The 19024-nt window shown below is 35.4% G+C and carries 6 protein-coding genes and 4 pseudogenes; 2 read left to right on the plus strand and 8 right to left on the minus strand.

Annotation, left to right across the window (positions count from 1 at the left end; all coding sequences use genetic code 11):
• Positions 1-487: 487 nt before the first annotated feature.
• The gene (locus FIM44_RS06955; RefSeq protein WP_140579535.1) at positions 488-1561 is read left to right on the plus strand and encodes a tyrosine-type recombinase/integrase; all 1074 of its coding nucleotides are present in this window, start codon (positions 488-490) and stop codon (positions 1559-1561) included.
• Positions 1562-1640: 79 nt separating this feature from the next.
• Here FIM44_RS06955 and FIM44_RS06960 read toward each other — a convergent pair.
• From FIM44_RS06960 to FIM44_RS08500, 8 genes and pseudogenes are all read right to left on the minus strand, one after another.
• Positions 1641-2323, minus strand: a pseudogene (locus tag FIM44_RS06960) (CAAX protease).
• A 72-nt stretch (positions 2324-2395) separates the two neighbouring features.
• Positions 2396-3658 (minus strand): type IV secretion system protein, encoded by a 1263-nt coding sequence (locus FIM44_RS06965; RefSeq protein WP_140579536.1) that lies wholly within the window; start codon positions 3656-3658, stop codon positions 2396-2398.
• Position 3659: 1 nt separating this feature from the next.
• Positions 3660-3938, minus strand: a pseudogene (locus FIM44_RS08700) (hypothetical protein).
• A gap of 52 nt (positions 3939-3990) precedes the next feature.
• On the minus strand, positions 3991-5391 hold the full coding sequence (locus FIM44_RS06970) for a hypothetical protein (protein ID WP_140579537.1): 1401 nt from the start codon (positions 5389-5391) through the stop codon (positions 3991-3993).
• Positions 5392-5394: 3 nt separating this feature from the next.
• Positions 5395-7560, minus strand: a complete 2166-nt coding sequence (locus tag FIM44_RS06975) for a competence protein (protein ID WP_140579538.1) — start codon at positions 7558-7560, stop codon at positions 5395-5397.
• A 116-nt stretch (positions 7561-7676) separates the two neighbouring features.
• Positions 7677-9075: pseudogene (locus FIM44_RS06980) on the minus strand (hypothetical protein).
• Between the two features lie 6 nt (positions 9076-9081).
• Positions 9082-10098, minus strand: coding sequence for an ArdC-like ssDNA-binding domain-containing protein (locus tag FIM44_RS06985; RefSeq protein WP_140579539.1), 1017 nt, complete (start codon positions 10096-10098; stop codon positions 9082-9084).
• Positions 10091-10237 carry a hypothetical protein gene (locus FIM44_RS08500; protein WP_194148160.1) on the minus strand — a complete coding sequence of 49 codons (147 nt, stop codon included), beginning with the start codon at positions 10235-10237 and terminating at the stop codon, positions 10091-10093. The genes FIM44_RS06985 and FIM44_RS08500 overlap by 8 nt, the downstream gene beginning before the upstream one ends.
• Positions 10238-10393: 156 nt before the next feature.
• Between FIM44_RS08500 and FIM44_RS08955 the strand changes: the two are divergent.
• A pseudogene (locus tag FIM44_RS08955) lies at positions 10394-18825 on the plus strand (helicase-like domain-containing protein).
• Positions 18826-19024 lie beyond the last annotated feature (199 nt).

Consider the following 19024-nt stretch of genomic DNA (forward strand, 5'->3'; position numbering starts at 1 on the left):
AATAAAAGAATAAAATCTAAAACGCTAAAAGCGTTTTTTACAATCAAACTAAAGAGCTTGGTTATAAAGCGATAACTTTTTAAAGAATAAAGAATGGAATTTTTAAGCTAAATCTAATCTACAAAATGATTACTTTGTTATTGTACCAAAAATCTACAAAACTAATCTTAAAGAATGCTTTATTTTCAATTAAAGCTCACATTCTTTTTTCTATTTTTCCTTTATCCTTTCTTTTTTTTTTGAAAACACTAATAACTACATGATCTAATATTACTTATTAAAAACAAAAACTTCTTTCCCTTTATTACAATATAATTATGCGGAAAATTTTTTCCACTTTCTGTTTAATTATCGTATTCATGGGAGCTCAAAAGCTTAAAATAATCTTAAATTTTTAGGCTATTTAATTCGTTATTGTTGCGAAAAAAGTCTCATTCTTAACCCTACAAGATGATTTTTATGGATTAAAAATAATTAAGGGAGAAAGATGAGTGATTGTAAAATGAGTAGGGTTAGTAGGGAATTGTTTAATAATATTAAGTCATTTTTACACCATAAGCTTAAAACAATGATACGCATTCAAAGCGTGAATGATTTACAATTGGTCTTAAAATGGCAGGATAGAGTTTTAGAGTGCCAAAGTCTTATCGCATTGAAAGAACTCAATCGCAAGCTTTATAATCAAGGCATTAGGCATACGATTATGATGCAAGGCTTGTTTTTGTTCTTTGAATATTTTGATAATAGAATTAAGCTCAAATCCTTGCACAATCTAGCAGAAGAACAAGTTATAGACTTCTTATTTGGATTAGCCAAAAACAGGAAGTCAAGCTCTATGGCTAAATATGTGATGTATTTAAGACAATTCTTTGATTATTTAGACAAAAAAAGAAACTATAGCTTTGATTTTGAACTTAAAAATCTATCGTTTGCCAAGAAAGAAACGCATTTGCCTAAACATTTGAATAAAAATGATTTTAAGGCTTTTATCCAAGCTCTTCTAAAATACCATCCCAAAACCAGTTTTGAAAAACGCAATCAGTGTATTTTACTGCTTATCGTATTAGGGGGATTAAGGAAGTTTGAAGCCTTAGATTTGGAGCTAAAAAACATTGCTTTAGAAAATAACCACTACCGCCTTTTAATCAAAGGTAAAAACAACAAAGAGAGATATGCTTATATTGAAAAAGAGTTTTTGCAAGTTCCTTTGAATGCGTGGCTAAGCGATACTAAACGATTAAAGAGTTTTAAGGGGCGTTTTGTGTTTAAGAAAGCAAAAAATAACACCACACAAAAAACTTGCTCTTTAAAGGGCTTTATCGCTAAAATTTTTAAGCTCTCTAATATTGATGTAAAATCTTATGGATTAGGTTTGCATCTTTTTAGGCATAGTTTTGCCACTTTTATTTATGATGAAACACAGGATTTGGTTTTAACTTCAAGAGCGTTAGGGCATAGTTCTTTGCTTTCTACTAAAATCTATATCCATACCACTCAAGAACACAATAAAAAAGTGGCTCTTGTGTTAGGGGGGTTATTAAGAAATGAAAAAAGCGAGTAGGTTTTTAAAAAATTTGATTTATTTTGATTTTTGGGTTATAATGCACTTACATTCAATGGGCTAACCGAAGCCCACCTTTTCACAAACCACTTAAATTTTCCAAGTCTTTATTTCCGATGCTTTTAATTAAATCATCTAAAAACAAGACGATTTTACTTGGTTCTACACTGATATTCATAGGCATTTTTGCCCTATCATTGTCTTTTAACCCAGTGAAATAAGTCGTAATGCGTGGGCGGTTGTTTGGTTTGGTTTTGAGTAAATTTTCCCAATGATACGTGCGATTTCTAATCGTCCATAGCAAGTTTAAAGCAATATGAACCTTTGAGGCACTAGATAATGGATTTTTTTATTGTTGATAAATAATGCATTTTTATTATTGGGGTAATAGGATTTGAAATTGATGTGCTTTAAATCTAATATTACCCCCTCTAACTTATAACAAAAAATAAGCCTGATCACTGCCCCTAAAGACATTTTAGATAAGATTAAAGAATGCGTGATTTCTTTTTTCTTTTCTTTTTGCTCATTCATTAAATTTGTTAAAGAATTTTCATTAAACACCCATTCGCTCCCTTTCATTTGAGTCAAGCAATAGTCTAAAGCGTTGCGTAAATAAATTTCTAAGTTAGAGATTTTAGGCGTGATAGAAGCAATGAGTTTTAAATTTTCTTTGTATTGCTCTAGGCTGTTATAAGTATCTAATCTGTCTTTGGATAGAATAAGCGTAATATTATTCTTGAAATATCGTAAATCTTGCATAATTTCTCTTAAGGTTTTTTGAAAAATTATAACTAAAAATAATTTTCAAAAATTGCCCTAAAATGGCCTTTATCATTTGCTATCTCTATGAGACTTGGGAAGTTCAATCGTCTCCACGCCCACTCTAACACCAGGATGTCCTGGCATGTCTCTCATGTTAGCCGTGGTGCTGTTTATCGTAGATTTTGCGTCTTTATAAGCTTCTAGCGTTCTGCCAAACGCTGAACGACCCACACTCTTAAGACTTCCAGCTATGGATCCAGCTCCAGCACTAGCCATTTGCACGCCCTGATATACAAAGCTTTTAGCATCCGTTAGACCACCTTGTGTGCCAAAGATAGCGTTAATCATTTCGGGGACTTTTTGAATGAATGTCAGTGAAATTCCTATTGCTACAATAATGCCAAATTTAGCCACTATTTCATTGCTCCCTCCCACTTTGATTGCGTATTGTAATGCAAAAGAGTTGAATAACACTAATAGCAACAATAAAGGCATGTAAAAAGTCAATGAAATAATCTTTTTCACATAAGACACTAAAAAACCTCTAGTCTGCTGAAAAAAACCTAGCGGTAACATAAAAATAACTAAAGACAAGTAAATAATTTTTTCTAAATAAGTCATAAAAACATAACAGAAAACTTTGAACAACAAAAACAATTCTAATCCTAAAATAGCCAATAACAAAACAGCTGCAATAAGAGTTTTTGGTGATAGCCCATTATTAATTGTGAAGTCTTCATATAGCTTATTCAAACTACTTAAAATTTGTCTGACATGGAATGAAATGTTAGCGTTAGTGATGCTGTGGTGCGTGTCTATATTCTTGTGTTCTCTTGCACTATTTGTTTGATATTCCTTAACCACATTAGAAATCCCAGCATTTAGCAAGTTAGCAGGCGTGTCAAAAATTTCTGTTACATGATTTTGAAAGGCAAAACTAGAGCGACCATTACCGCTACTAGAACCATCAGATTTAAAAGCATAATGATACAAAGAAAGGTATCCTACAAACACAAAAAGCATTAAAAAGGTTTTGATTTCAAATAAATCATTGTTTTGATAGCGTTTAAAGGAATGCAAAAGGATCAAAAGCACTCCTAAGACCATACCAAAAGGTTGGACAACATTGGCTAAAGGCTCGCCAATTCCCTTTAAGATCTTGTTAGAAAACGAAATAAAAAACCCAAGAATCTCGCTGTAAAGCCCATCTGCTTGTATAACTAAAGAATCTTGCTTATTGTAAAGTAAGTAAGCACCCGTTCCTATGACAGCTAAAGCACCAAGCACTAAAGGATTAGAAAGAAACGGCAAGGCAAGTAGTGGAGCGGCCATGTTATTTAATCTCCAACATTCTTCTATTTCTTTCACCAGCAGCTATTCTCATAGCAGCCGAGCAATCCACTTTATCGCCTCCTTTTTCAAAGCATTCGCTATCTTTTTTCAAAGCTTCTTCTATATGGTTTTTATAATATTCTTCCCTTTCTTTCACTTATGATAGATAATGAGCATGTTTCAAATCTTCTATTCTGTATTTTATAACATCCCAAAAAACCACCACTAAAATCCCTAAAATCCCTAACAAAATCCATGAATTTAATCTGCTTTTAAACATACAAAATCCTTTGTGAAATATTTGACTAATTTTAACACAATAACCCTTTATTTCAATACGGATTAAACGACTGAATATTATCAGAGCTTGGAGCTTCATTATTGCTATTTGAATTCACGCCACTTGCCTTTCCTACACTACCATTAGGGAAACCATAAGCGTCCAATTTAGCCCTATAGACTTTTTCTATTTCTTGTTGTTTTTGTTTAAGATTTTCTTGATGCTCTTTGTTATCTTTTAGAGCGTCAGTAGGAATAATATCTTCAAAATAGCCCATTTGTTGCTTGAATGCATAGCTTTGCATTTGTGCCATTAAACCTAGTGTCTTATTCATGAAGCTTAAATTTTGAGCGATTTCTAAAGCAGTTTCTACGCTTAATTGCTGAAATCGGTGTTTGTAGTCATTGAACACTTTAGCGGCTGCTTCACCTTTTTTACCAGCAATATCCCTACTATAATCTAAATTAAGCTCATCAAATTGCACTTTTAAGCGATTAACATTGAGTATGTTAGGGATGCACTCGCTTTTGCCATTTCTGTTTTCTTTTTTGCAATAACCTTTTTTAACATTCTCATCGTTAAACCCAAAAGTTTTAACACCCAACTCATTATCCATTTGACTAAACGCTCTATCTTGGGAAGCTACAGCAAGCTGTTTGACTTTAGCATACACATTTGAAGCGATTTGTCTTTTCAATTCTTCTTTTTCAGCTCTAAGTTTTTCATAAGCCGTATAGTCGTTATTGAGTAGAGCTAAAGTCATTTGGCTGTCTAATAATTGGATTTTTCTAGCCGCTTCTAAATTGCCTTTTTGAATGCAAATGTATTCTAATAAAGCTCTGCCTTTAAGTCCGGCTCCTAAATCGGTCGCTGTGCCTATTTGAGTGTTGCCTATGGCGTTAGCAAAATCCTTTAGAGCCTTTGTGTCAGCACTTTCTTTGCCCTTGCTCGTGAAAAATTGGTGTAAGTTTTTCTCTGTAGGACTTGCGTCCTGACTGACATCCCAATTGAGTTCAGGGCATTTTTCAGAGATTCGTTTGGCTGCAATTTGATTGCGTATATCATAGTTTTGCGCATTTTCTTTGATCCTTTCAGCATTGGCTTGAACTTGTTTGGCAAAACTTTGGATTTTTTCTACATACTGCATGGAATTGGGGACGCTTAAAATACTGCCTGTTAGAAATTGATTGGTTTTGTTCAAAACATCATTCACTTTGTTGATGGAATTAAGCGTCTGATTAGACCTATCTAATGTGTCTTGAGCGAGCTTGATCCTTTCAGTGATAGTGGCTAAATGTTTAGCCCACTTGCTTTCATCCCATGCTCTTTTAGCACCATTCCAAGCGTTCTGCGTAGGGTTATCCACAATCATAGCCACAGCGTTTAGGTGGTTTAAAGCAATCGCCAACAACAGAATAAGGGATTTTTTTAAAAAAGTCTTTAACGCTTTCATGCCTTATCCTTTAAAAGGCCTATAAATCAGTCTTTGAGCGCAAGAAATTTTATTATCATGCCAACGATACCAATTCTTACCAATTTTTGTTTTTTCACTCCAAATGTTATATTGAGAGCAAAAGCCTTCATTCTGATTAAGGTAGTAATTAGACCAATCAATATAGCCTTGCGATTGCTTAAGTTCATTATCCTTGTAATAGCCTTGATGGATTTCTACATACTTCAAATAATCATTACTCAAATTCAATTCGTTTTTTAAAACGCTTTGAGTCCTGTTGATGGTGGTTTGAGTGATGGTAAGATTATAGGTTGTGGGGCTTTCATTATCTTGGGCTGGGCGTAAATAAGGTTGAGTGGTTTGAGTGGTAGTGGTTTTGTAAGTGGCGCTCCAATCGGTGATGCTAGGATTAGTATGGAAATATTGCGGTTGGCAACGATTGACTCCATAAGGTTTTTGGCATTGTTCTTTCTCGCCATAATTTTTTCTTTCTATCTTAAAATAATGGTTTGTGGTCGTATCGCTTAAGACTTTAGAGCTGGACACACCCATCACATAAGGACTAACAACCGCACCACTTTTAATCCCTGCTTCAAAATTACAAGGCGTAACTTCTACCCATTCGCCATTAAGCTTGTTATAGCTTTTTAACATTGTAGGTCTTTTGGCTTCTAGTTTAGCGTCATTGTATTCCCATTGACCGCATGCAAATTCTTGATATTGTGAGCTCAATTGGGTAGCGATCCCACGATTTAAAATCTGTTGTTTGTTAGGATTGTTTGGATTATTGTAATACTGATCCACGATGGGCGTTAAGGTTTGTGTTTTATCATTTTTTTCATACCTAACAATCCTGTCTTGCACCCTTGCATAATCGCTGCAAGGCACAGCGACATGGATTAGATTATCCATCCCACGAAACACGATTTCAGTTTGGAAGGTCTGAGTTTTCCCCATACCATAACCTTTATCGCTCGTGGTCTGTAAGGCGCATTTGCTGTCATCTTTGTAAAGTTGCATGGCGTATTGAGCGCCTTGCAAATCCACACAACCACCGATATTTTGCGTTTTATTTTCCCTATCTATATAGTAGTATTGCGTTTGCTTGATAGCCTTACCGGCTTCAAAATCGTATCTATAAGCGCATTTAATGTCATCTCTTAAAGCGTTCATAGAAATACAAGAACCATCTTTAGCAATAACATCTAGTTTCATCGTGTTGTTGGGGCTTAATTCAGGCACTTTACAATACTGGCTGGAGTAATTGTTTTCTTGCGAGTTAGGATTAGTAGCGTTATTAGAACTACTGCCATTAGTTGGGCTAGTGGTGTTAGTAGGATTATTGGAATTGTTTGTGTCTCCATTACCAAAAGGAATAGGGAAAAGCCCCCCATTCCCTAACCCCCCACCACTTGAGCTACCATTATTAAAATGGTCATACCCTCCTGTGTTGTTGTTAGTAGAGCCATGATTAGTGAAATTGTTCTCATAACCCCCTACAGAGCCACCGCTTGAAGAGCTAGAGCCATTCACTCCATCCACACCTAACACGCCATCTGTATCAATACCACTGCCCACGGCATTATGATTTGAATTGTTTCCATTTGCACCACTACTCCCATTTATCCCATAGCCATTACTCCCATTTGTGCCATCTTTACCATTGATAGCGTTATCATTGGGGCTGTTAGGGTTGTTGCTAAAAGGCGTGTTAGCATACATGGGGTCATTGGTAGCGTTCGTTTGAGCGATGTTTTCTAGCTTTTGGTATTCTTCTTTACTAATACCTAAAATTTTAGCCACTTCTTCAGCATTCTCGCCTTTTAAAACAAGGAGAGTGGATTTTTTAATCTTGGCGTTAGGAAGTATCTTTAAACTAGTTTTAGCAGGGCTAGTCAAAGGAAACGATTGATTGTCTCTTAAAAGATTGGTGATTTCTATATCTATGCTGCTAGTTGCATTGTTTCTAAAATAAAACCCATGAGCTTCTACTTTAAACACCCTCTTGCCTAACACCACCCTGCTCTCTATCGCTCCATTAGGCAAATTAGCGTCAATTTCTTTAGTGGTGATAACACTCAAAGCGTAAGCTGGACTAAGCAAACCTAATAAAAACGCTCCCAGAATAAAGCAGGAAAATAAAAAATGGTTATATGAATAAGTTTTCATTTGTTTTTGTTCCTTTATTTTAATTCCATTAAAATCTTTAATCGCTTGAACTCGCATCATTAAGCGTAAATCACGACATTTGACATTGCTTAAAAAATTTTTGTGTTGATTTTTCATTAGCGCTCCATTCCAACATTTTTGGATTTAGTTTTTTTTTGAATACAAATAAGCGCTATACTCACTAGCATTACCGGTAGCGACTTTATAGGGAGTTTTGTTGTCGTAAGCTTGTGCACTAAATTTTTTGCCAACATAATTGCCATTAGCGTCCATTTGATTTTCAAACATGTCCGCTACAAGCTTGTTGTAGTCGGTATTTGAAGTTAAATCCGAATTTGAAAGCGAATGATTTTGTTTAGAGTTATTAGTTTTATTATTAGGCTCTTTTACATTATTTTGTCCTACATTATTTTGAGTGGTGCTATTTTCATTAAAATGAGATAATTTAGAATTATTTTGTGTTAATTCTTCACTCATAGAGGCGTTTTCTTTGCTCGCTTCTTTGCTTCCAAACTCCCATGATTTGAAAGTTCTTGCGTCTATTTCATTGTTTTCTAAAGCGGTGTTTAAAGCTTGTTCTTCGTTTGCATTTAAAGGCTGTAGTATTTCTTTTTCTTTTTTAGGTATTTTAAGTTTTTCAGCAATGTTTTCATTAAAAATTCCCAATGAATGATTATAAGTTCTAACTAAAAAACCTTCTGTTTTATTGATGGGCAAGTGTGCGATATTGTTTCTAATGGCATACTCAGTGGTCTTATTGATATTTTTATTGTGCAAAACCGCTTCTATTAGGCATTCTTGTAAAAATTCCTTATGACTAGGCATTAGATTGCTTTTTTTATTGTTGATTATCAATAAAAGCACTTGTATTTCTTCATTAGTCATGCCGTTTTTAGCTCTGTCTTTTAGAAATTTTTTAAATTCCTTATCGCTAAATCGCTTGTTAGAGCCTTTTTCTTTTTCATTAAAATGATTTTTAGCTTCTTCAACACGACTTCTTAAAACACTAACGCCTAAAGAGTGGTTAAAACCCAGTGTTTCTTTTGGTTCTTTTTCCTTGCTTTCCAGTTCTTCTTCTTTTGAAGTTTCTTTTTTGTCAAGGGGAACAAGTTCGCCGTTTTCCTTATTATCTTCATTGTTTTGCCATCCACTTTCTCTTTTTTGATCTCTAATAGGAGCAATCTCTTGTTTTTCTAATTTTTCTAAAGATCCAATGAATGCGTCTAATAATTCGCTTGAGTTTTCATCATTGTCAAGGTTGGGATCATAATCTCTATTGGTCTGATAAAATTCTAGTTGCTCTTTAAAAGAGAGGCTGTTTAACTCTTGCATGAATTCTTTGACTAACTCGTTATCTTGGGCTTTAATCATCTCATTTTTATCCTTAGCGAAAGCCAAATCTTTCATAAAGGCTTTCATCATGTCTTTAGACTTATCATTAGAACCAAACATCTCATACCAATACAGAAAAATGCTTTTAAGGTCTTTGAGATTTTTTCTTGCTTTGTCTATCATGATGGGTTACCTTTCAATACCGCTAGAAGCTTTATTTTTCTTTTGATAATAGCTTTGAGATTGAGAGCGTGTTTGGGTTTGTTGCTTTGTTTCATTTGCTAATTGATTGTATTTTTCATTTTTAAGCAGAGTGTAGCTACGCATCTTTTCTAATAAAGCTTCATTCCTGTTATCTGGAGACAAATCTCTGTGCAAATCTTCATAAATAATGTTTGTCTTGTCTCTTTTTTCTTGCGAATAATCTTTTTGATGGAAGAGCCTAGTCTTATAGGCATAGTTTGAGAGCTTGTCCAAGTTTAAAGGTTTGATTTTTTCCTTGTTAATGCTTGGAAACATTTCTACATTATAAACAAACTTGAATTGCGCTTGGGTCTCAATGTCTCTGTAGGCAGGTTTGAACACCTTTTGGCCATTTTCAATGACAGGAAACTGCTTGTGTTTAGGTTTTTTAGTGTTTTCATCAATCACTAATTCGCCATTATTATCCACTAAAGGCACAAGCTCTTTGTTTTTGATAAACATCAAACGAACAGGCGAGATTTCTTTATTTTGAGTGGCTTTAAAAATCGCATCTCTTTCTTCTTTGCTCGCTCCAAGCATTTTAGCTTCCTCTAAACTCACCCATGCATTACTTTTAAACCCCAAGCGGTTCTTTTCCATATCTAAAAGCATGTCGTTAAGATTGCAATAAGGTTCGCCGTTTAAAGCGTTATGTCCTCTTTCTTTGTTAGCCACTATTTCAGGCTTGTCCCAAAAAGGCGAGTTTTTTTCTTTCAAACCTTGAATAATCCTTGTTTTAAGATAATTGATTTGACCGGATTTAGCTTTAAGTAAAGCTTCTTTGCTTTCTGAATTATCTTGGGTTGCTTGGGTTCTTTGTGCGTTAGTTTCTTCTAGATTGTGTGAATAGTTTGAATTTTGTGGTGGCTCTTGCTTAAGCCCTCCCCTTTCTAATAAGATGTTTTGCAAATAATCAATCATGCCATTGATTTGCTCATCGCTTAAGTTGTTAAGATTATTCATCTTCTTCTCCTTGTGGGTTAGATTTTGCAAAATCTCTTTGAGCGATGTATTCTTCGTGTTGGGCTTCTATGCTCAATTCATCGCAAAACCCAGCTTCATAGAAGGCGTCTTGTTTTAATGTGTTTTCATTTTCTTGCATAATAGCTCCTTAAAAATATTGATGAGAAAAAACTTGCCATAAGTAAGGTAAATGAAAAAAGGCACATGGATTTTAAAAAATGCTCTAATTTTGAAAAAAATGTGCGTTTCTTTATTTCTCAAATTTGGTTTTACTTATAAAAATCTACTCTAAAGGATTACACATGCAAAAAAAAAGAAAGCTAAAAACCCACAACCGAATTTGTTTAGCATCTTAGATAATAGTGATATTGCCATAAGCAACCCTACTGAAGAATCAGGCAAGGCCAATGAAATACAAGAGCCACTCCCTTATGTCGTGAAAACGCAAATCAATAAAGCAAGCATGATTTCTAGAAATCCTATTGAATGGGCAAAGTATTTAAGCTTTGAAAAACGAGTATATAAGGATAATAGTAAAGAAGATGTCAATTTCTTTGCCAATGGTGAGATAAAAGAAAGTTCTCGTGTTTATGAAGCGAATAAGGAAGGGTTTGAAAGGCGCATAACTAAAAGATACGATCTGATTGATAGAAATAGAGAATTTTTTATAAAAGAAATTGAAATTCTAACCCACACAAACAGCTTAGAAGAATTGAAAGAGCAAGGTTTAGAAATCCAATTGACCCACCATAGTGAAACGCATAAAAAAACCTTAGAAAATGGCAATGAAATCGTTAAAGAATACGACTACCTTAAAGATATTTACCAAGAAGTAGAAAGAACAAAAGATGGTGAATTGGTAAGAGAAATAATCCCCAGTATTTCTAGCGCTGAGTGTTTTAAGCTCTATAACAAACTGCCTTTTGAATCAATAAACAATGAAAACACCAAATTGAATACTAACGACAATGAAGAAGTTAAAAAACTAGAATTTGAATTAGCTAAAGAAGTGCATGCTTTAATCCTAGAGCAGCAATTGCTTTCAGCAACAGATTATTATTCTTGGATAGATAAAGATGATAATGCGTCTTTTACTTGGAAAATGCATAGGCTTATCAATGAAAATAAACTCAAAGAAAACCATCTCAGTGCAGATAACGCTAATAAGATTAAGCAATTTTTCTTTAATAATGGTTTTATTTTAGGCTGGACTAAAGAAGAACAAAGCGCTATGCAAAAAAACAGAGATTATTCTTTAAGAAGCCCTCTTTTAAGTTTGGAAGAAATCGCTCAAGCAAAAATTGAATTGCAAAAATACTATGAAAGCGTTTATGTTAATGGCGATGGAAGTAGAAGAGACATCAAGCCTTTTAAAGAAATCTTAAGAGACACCAACAATTTTGAAAAAGCTTACAAACAGCGTTATAACAAATTGGTAAGCTTGAATGCAGCAATCATTCAAGCTAAAGAGAGCAGTAATGAGCGGCAAATTTCTAACGCAAAGAACAATAACACTATTAACAATACAATAGAGACTAATACTTCTAACAATATTATTCAAAATAATAATAATAATCATCCAAATTTAAGCGTTGCTGATGTAGAATTAGAACAACAAAATTTAGGAGAACCAAATGGAAAAGAAAGAACAAATCGCGCAGATGAGCCGAGCAGAGCTAGAGCAGGAATTCCGCAAGAAATTCACCGCAGAAGCGAACCTAGAGGACAGCAAGAGGGAATGGAGCGATCGAGTGATGAAGAACTTTCACACCAAGACCCTAGTTTATTTATTGAGCCTAGAGAGCAGGGAGAAACAAGAGGAGTTTATAGATCTAGCGACCAACAGGCAGTTTCAGAAAAATCCCATAGAGAGCGAGATAGAATACATGAACATGTATCTAGAGGAGATGGAGTATCAGCAAAAGCAGATACAAGAGCAGATAGTAATGGAGCATCAAGTCCAGCAAGCCGAATGGAAAATGGAGCAAGAAGCGAAGAAAAGGGGGATAATCCCAACGATGAGAGAGGAGTATCACAGGCACCGCAATCCCCATCTCATCAACAAAATAGCTCCAGAGATTTGGGGCTTCCTCTCTCTAGAGAACAGCCAGGACAGACTGGACGCTTACGCCTTTTTGATCATGGACAGATGGGCTCATTATTTCCCACAGACCATGAAAACCAAAGATCAAAGAACGATAATGAGCTTGATAAAAGCAGTGATAGAGCAAACGAAAATGGAGACAAAAGCCCTAGACAGGATGGAAGCGCAAATCAAGAGGGCGCAAGGAGTGAGCGATATGGAATTGCTCAAGGAAGCTCAAATCAATCAGTATTACCACTTGCTCAAAGCCGATTACATCATGCAGGACTCAGCGCACCAAATGGACTTGGAAACCTTGAAGAAAACAGGGATCAAAAGAGAGGACTTTTATCAAATTTAGACCATTTAGAAAGCCTGCTTAACGCTATTAGAAACAACACCATAGCGAGTGAGCCTGACTTTAGATCCAGGCTCTTAGAAGCCATTCAAAACAACGAGCCTTTAAAAGATAGCCTTGTGGGGGCACAACTCCTTAAAGACCCTACGACTAAAATCTTTTATGACAAATTCCAATTAAAAATCAGCCCTAAAAAAGTCTTAGAGATTTTAGAAAATCGCCTTAAAAAATCCATTGAAACAACGAATGAAACGCTAAACGCATTCAACGCACTGGATAGTCAAGCCATTGATTTAAACGCTATCTCTAATAGCGTAGGATTAAATCCCACACAAGAGAGCAAAATAACAGACAATAGCGTAGAGTTGAATAACGCTCAAGAACAAACCGTGCAAGAGCAAGACACGCAAGAAAACGCACCAACCACGCTAAAACAAGAAACAAAAGAGCAAGAAACACCAACCGCACCAGCCATCCCCCTTAATCCTAAAATAGATTTTAAACCGAGCGAAGAAGTTTTAATTAAGGGAGCTAAAACCCGCTACAAGGCTAACATTAAAGCCATTGAGCTTTTAAAAGAATTGCAAGCCAAATAAGAGATCTTAAAAGGCGATTATTACGCCACTTTAAAAGAGCAAGAAATCCTAGCGCAATTTAGCGGATGGGGTGGGTTAGAAAGCTACTTTAAAAAGGCTCAACACCCTGAGGAATTTAAAGAATTAAACGCCTTACTCACTAAAGATGAATTCAGAAGAGCTTATTTGAGCGCAAGAGACGCTTACTACACCCCTAAATTAGTTATTGATAGCATTTATCAGGGATTAGATCAATTAGGGTTTAATAACGACAACCATCAAAAAGAAATCTTTGAACCCAGTTTAGGCACAGGCAAATTCATCGCTCATGCGCCAAGCGATAAGAATTACCGCTTTATGGGAACAGAATTAGATCCTATTAGCGCTAGTATTTCTAAATTCCTTTACCCTAATCAAGTCATCCAAAACACCGCTTTAGAAAACCACCAATTCTATCAAGACTACGATGCGTTTGTGGGCAATCCTCCTTATGGCAATCATAAAATCTATAGCTTTTATGACAAAGAATTGAGTAACGAGAGCGTTCATAATTACTTTTTAGGGAAAGCTATCAAAGAATTGAAAGATGATGGCATAGGGGCGTTTGTGGTGAGTTCTTGGTTTATGGATGCTAAAAACCCTAAAATGAGAGAACACATCGCAAAAAACGCCACTTTTTTAGGAGCGATAAGATTGCCTAATAGCGTGTTTAAAGCAACAGGAGCAGAAGTTACGAGCGACATTGTGTTTTTTAAAAAAGGCGTTGATAAAGCAACCAATCAAAGCTTCACTAAAGCTATGCCTTATTATGACAAGATCATTAATAGCTTGGATGATGACACCCTTTTTGCCTTGCAAAACAACCGCTTTGATAGTTTTATCCCTAGCGATCAACTTAAGATTGTCAATGCGATTGCAAGCCATTTTGGTTTCAAACAAGAAAAATTGCAACGCTGGTATGAAAAAATAGACACCGCTAACTTTGGTTACAGAGAACAAGACTATAAGATCATCAAAGACTTCATGGATAAAGTTGGAAAGAACAATATCAATCTCAACGAACAAACCCTAAATGAATACTTCATCAACCACCCTGAAAACATTCTAGGGCATTTGAGTTTGGAAAAAACCCGCTATAGCTTTGAAATCAATGGCGAACAAATTTACAAATACGAGTTGCAAGCTTTAGAAGATAAAAGCTTAGATTTATCCCAAGCGCTTAATCAAGCGATAGAAAAATTGCCTAAAGATGTCTATCAATACCATAAGACTACCCTTAAAACAGACGCTCTTATCATTGATGCAAATAACGAACGCTATCAAGAAGTTCAAAAGCTAATTAAAAATTTAGAAAGGGGGGAATTAGTCAAGTGGGATAATCTTTATTTCCAACTGGAACAAAATAATGAAATAGGCGTCTTTTTAAAACCCACTAAAATCAACTCTAAAATCCAAGATTCACGACTAAAAGCCTATTTCAAAATTAAAGACGCTTTGAATGATTTAACGAGCGCGGAATTAAGCCCCTTAAGCTCTGATTTGGAGCTAGAAAGTAAAAGAGTTAGGCTCAATCTTGTTTATGATGCATTTGTCAAGAAATTTGGCTATCTCAATGAGAATAAAAATCGTAAGGACATCAAACAAGATTTGTATGGCGCTAAAGTCTTAGGATTAGAAAAAGACTTTGAAAAAGAAATCACTCTTAAGTCCGCCAAAGCTCAAAACATTTCCCCAAGAAAACCCAGCGCCAAAAAAGCTCAAATCTTTTTTGAAAGGACTTTAAACCCTAAAAAAGAACTTATTATCACTAACGCTAAAGAGGCATTAATTGCAAGCGTCAATCAAAAAGGGGGTTTGGACTTGCATTTCATTAGAGATCATTTCACAACCCAAAGTTTAGAAACCACGATTAAAGAACTTTTAGAGCAAAAACTGATCTATAAAGACCACAAGGATAATGGCGACTATATTTTAGCCAATGATTATCTAAGCGGTAATGTTAAAAGAAAACTCAAAGAAGTTAAAGAAGCCATCAATCAAGGCGTGGAGGGATTAGAGGCTAATGTGAAAGATTTAGAGCTGATTATCCCTAAAGATTTGAAAGCCACTGAAATCATGGCTAATATCAACAGCCCTTGGATACCCACTCAGTATTTAGAAGAGTTTTTAATAGAATTAGCCGCTAACCATTATGAAAAGCAATACGGCGGCAAAATGACAGATTACCAACTAGGCAATCTCAAAGAAGACATCAAAGTAGAACACCTAAGCGGTGCTTATGAAGTTTTTGCCAGAAACAATGAATTAAACGAGCTTTATGGTATCAGGCATAAAGACAGAGTGCATTCTTATAAAGTGCCTTTTGAAAGTCTTTTAAATAAAGTCTTAAACAACAAGGATTTGAGCGTTAAATACGCCCAAGTTGATCCTAATGACCCTAAAAAAGAAATCTTTATCACTGATGAAGAGCAAAGCAATCTCGCTAGACAAAAAGCAGAAGAATTGAAAGAAGCTTTTAAAGACTGGATTTATAAGGATTATGCAAGAAGAACCCATTTAGAGCAAATCTATAATGACACTTTCAATAATTCTGTTTTAAAAACCTATGATGGCTCACAATTAGAACTAGAGGGCTTTAACCACCATATCAGCTTGCGCCCCCACCAAAAGAACGCTATTTTTAGAACCATCCAAGACAGGGCGGTGTGTTTAGACCATCAGGTTGGAGCAGGCAAGACTTTGTGCGCTATAGCCAGTTGCATGGAACAAAAACGCATGGGGTTAGTGAATAAAACGCTCATTGCCGTGCCTAATCATTTAACCAAGCAATGGGGCGATGAATTTTATAAGGCTTACCCTAACGCTAATGTGTTAGTCGTTGATAGCAAGGACATCACTGAAAAAGAAAGAGAGCTTTTATTCAATCAAATCGCTAACAACAATTATGACGCTGTGATTATCGCGCACACCCATTTGGAATTATTGTCTAACCCTAGAGAAATCATAGAAGAATTGAAAGAAGAAGAGCTAGTGAATGCCGAAAAAAAACTTTGAAAGGCAAGAATTAGCCTATAAAAATAACCCTAGAGAAACTAAAAAACCCAATGAAAGAGCCTTTAAAAACAAGCTGGATAAAATCCGCGCTAAATACGATGCGATTTTAGAAAAACAAGGCTCTCATATTGATATTAGTCAAATGGGGATTGACAATTTGATTGTGGATGAAGCCCATTTATTCAAAAATCTAGCCTTTGAAACTTCTATGGAAAAAATTGCAGGGCTTGGTAACCAACAAGGCTCTAATCGAGCCAGAGATTTGTTTATTAAAACGCGCTACTTGCATCAAAACGATAAGAAAATCATGTTTTTAACCGGCACGCCTATAGCGAATTCCTTGAGTGAAATGTATCACTTGCAACGCTATTTAACCCCTGATGTGTTAAAAGAAAGAGGGTTAGAATTCTTTGATGATTGGGCTAAGACTTATGGGGAAGTGGTGAATGATTTTGAATTAGACACTTCCGCTCAAAGTTATAAAACGGTTAATCGCTTTTCTAAATTTAGCGATGTGCAAGGTTTAAGCACCATGTATAGAGCTTTTGCAGATATTGTCTGTAATGATGATATTTTAAAGCATAACCCCCACTTTGTGCCTAAAGTGTATGGGGATAAACCTATCAATGTGGTGGTGAAAAGAAGCGAAGAAGTGGCTCAATTCATTGGCGTGGCGGATGAAAATGGCAAATATAATGAAGGCTCTATCATTGATAGGATGCAAAAATGCGAGGGTAAGAAAAGCAAAAAAGGGCAAGACAATATCCTTTCTTGTACCACAGACGCTAGAAAAGTGGCTTTGGATTACCGCTTGATTGACCCTAACGCTAAAGTGGAAAAAGAATTTTCTAAAAGCTATGCTATGGCAAAAAATATCTATGAGAATTATTTAGAAACTCATGCCACTAAAGGCACACAACTTGGTTTCATAGGGCTATCCATACCCAAAACCCATAGCCAAAAAGTGAGTTTAGAAGCGCTAGATAACGCTCACGAAACTGAAAATAAAAATCCCCTAGATGAAACTCAAGAACTTTTAGAGAGCTTGTCTAGTTATGATGAAAAGGGCAATCTTATCGCTCCTAGCAAGAAAGAATTGGAGAACGAACTCAAAGAGAAAGAGGCTAGAAGCGTCAATTTAGATGAAGAGATAGCTAAAGGCTGTTCGTTTGATGTTTATAGCGATGTTTTAAGGCATTTAGTCCAAATGGGTATCCCACAAAATGAAATCGCTTTCATCCATGACGCTAAAACCGAAGAGCAAAAGCAGGATTTGTTTAAAAAGCTCAATCGTGGCAAAGTCAGGGTATTATTGGGCAGTCTTGCTAAAATGGGCGTAGGCACTAATGTGCAAGAAAGATTAGTCGCTATGCATGAATTAGATTGCCCATGGAGGCCTGATGAATTGTTGCAAATGGAAGGGCGTGTGATAAGACAAGGCAATATTTTGCACCAAAACGATCCTGAAAATTTTAGAATGAAAATCTATCGCTACGCCACTGAAAAAACTTATGATAGCCGTATGTGGCAAATCATAGAGACTAAATCTAAAGGCATAGAGCAATTTAGAAACGCGCACAAATTAGGCTTGAATGAATTAGAAGACTTTAATATGGGGAGTTCTAATGCGAGCGAGATGAAAGCAGAAGCCACAGGCAATCCCTTGATTATTGAAGAAGTCAAATTGAGAGCGGAAATTAAAAGCGAAGAAGCAAAATACAAAGCTTTCAATAAAGAGCATTACTTCAATGAAGAGAATTTGAAAAACAACACTTCTAAATTGGATTATCTAAAAACAGGAATTGAAAGATTTAGAAACGCTTCAAAGCTCTGTAATAATCCCCACTCATACAGAGATCAAGCTCTATGATTTGAAAAATGAAGAAAGTAAGGATTATGAGCTTATCAAAGTTAAAGAAGTAGAGCCTTTAAAAGAAAACGCCTCCATGAGCGAAGAATTAACGCACAAGAAACTCAAAGAACAAAACAAGCAAATAGCCGAACAAAATAAAGAAAAGCTAGACGCTATTAAAAAGCAATTTGCAAGCAATTTGAACGGCTTGTTTTTCAATGAGGAAAGAGATTGTAAGCTTTTAGAATACAAGGGCTTTGTGGTGAATGCTTATAAAACTAAGTATCAAGTGGAGTTTAGTTTAAGCCCTAAAGACAATCCAAATATTGCCTATAGCCCTAGCAATATGGTTTATAAAAACGATACTAGCCAACTGTTTAGCTCTTATAATTTCTGCGGTGAGATCAAATTTGATGGGTTTTTAAAGAGACTGGATAACGCTATCACTAAACTCCCTGAAAAAATCAAGGAATTAGAAAACCCCATTGAAACCACTCAAGAAAATATCGCTAAATACACCAGATTAGTGGAGCAAAAACCTTCTTACCCACGACTAGAATACCTGCAAACTTTAAAATGGGATCATAAAACTCTAATAGATGATTTAGCTAAAATGAGCAAAAACAGAGATTATAAGCCTGTGTTCAACCCTAAATCTAAAGAAGTCTTAAAGAATTTGAACGCTGAAAAAAGAGCGAGTTTAGTGGATGAGAGTGTAACAGAAGGGATAAAAGAACAAGCTAACCAAGAAGCGCATAGGCCAATGAAAAAAGCGGCTAATGATGATTACGGCATGGAGATGTGAGTTTCACTAATGCTTTCAATAACATGTGTTTAAATAATGTTATTGAATTTGGCGTAATGCCTTTTAATATTCTTTTTCTCTAAACTTTTCCCTTTTTAAAAACACTCTAAAAAACCACCACTAATAAAATTCTACTAACCATTTCAAAAAGAACTAATAGATAACATAACTATTTACAATAACATAGTATTAAGTTTTT

The organism is Helicobacter pylori, assembly GCF_006440215.1.
Taxonomy (GTDB): Bacteria; Campylobacterota; Campylobacteria; order Campylobacterales; family Helicobacteraceae; genus Helicobacter; species Helicobacter pylori_CS.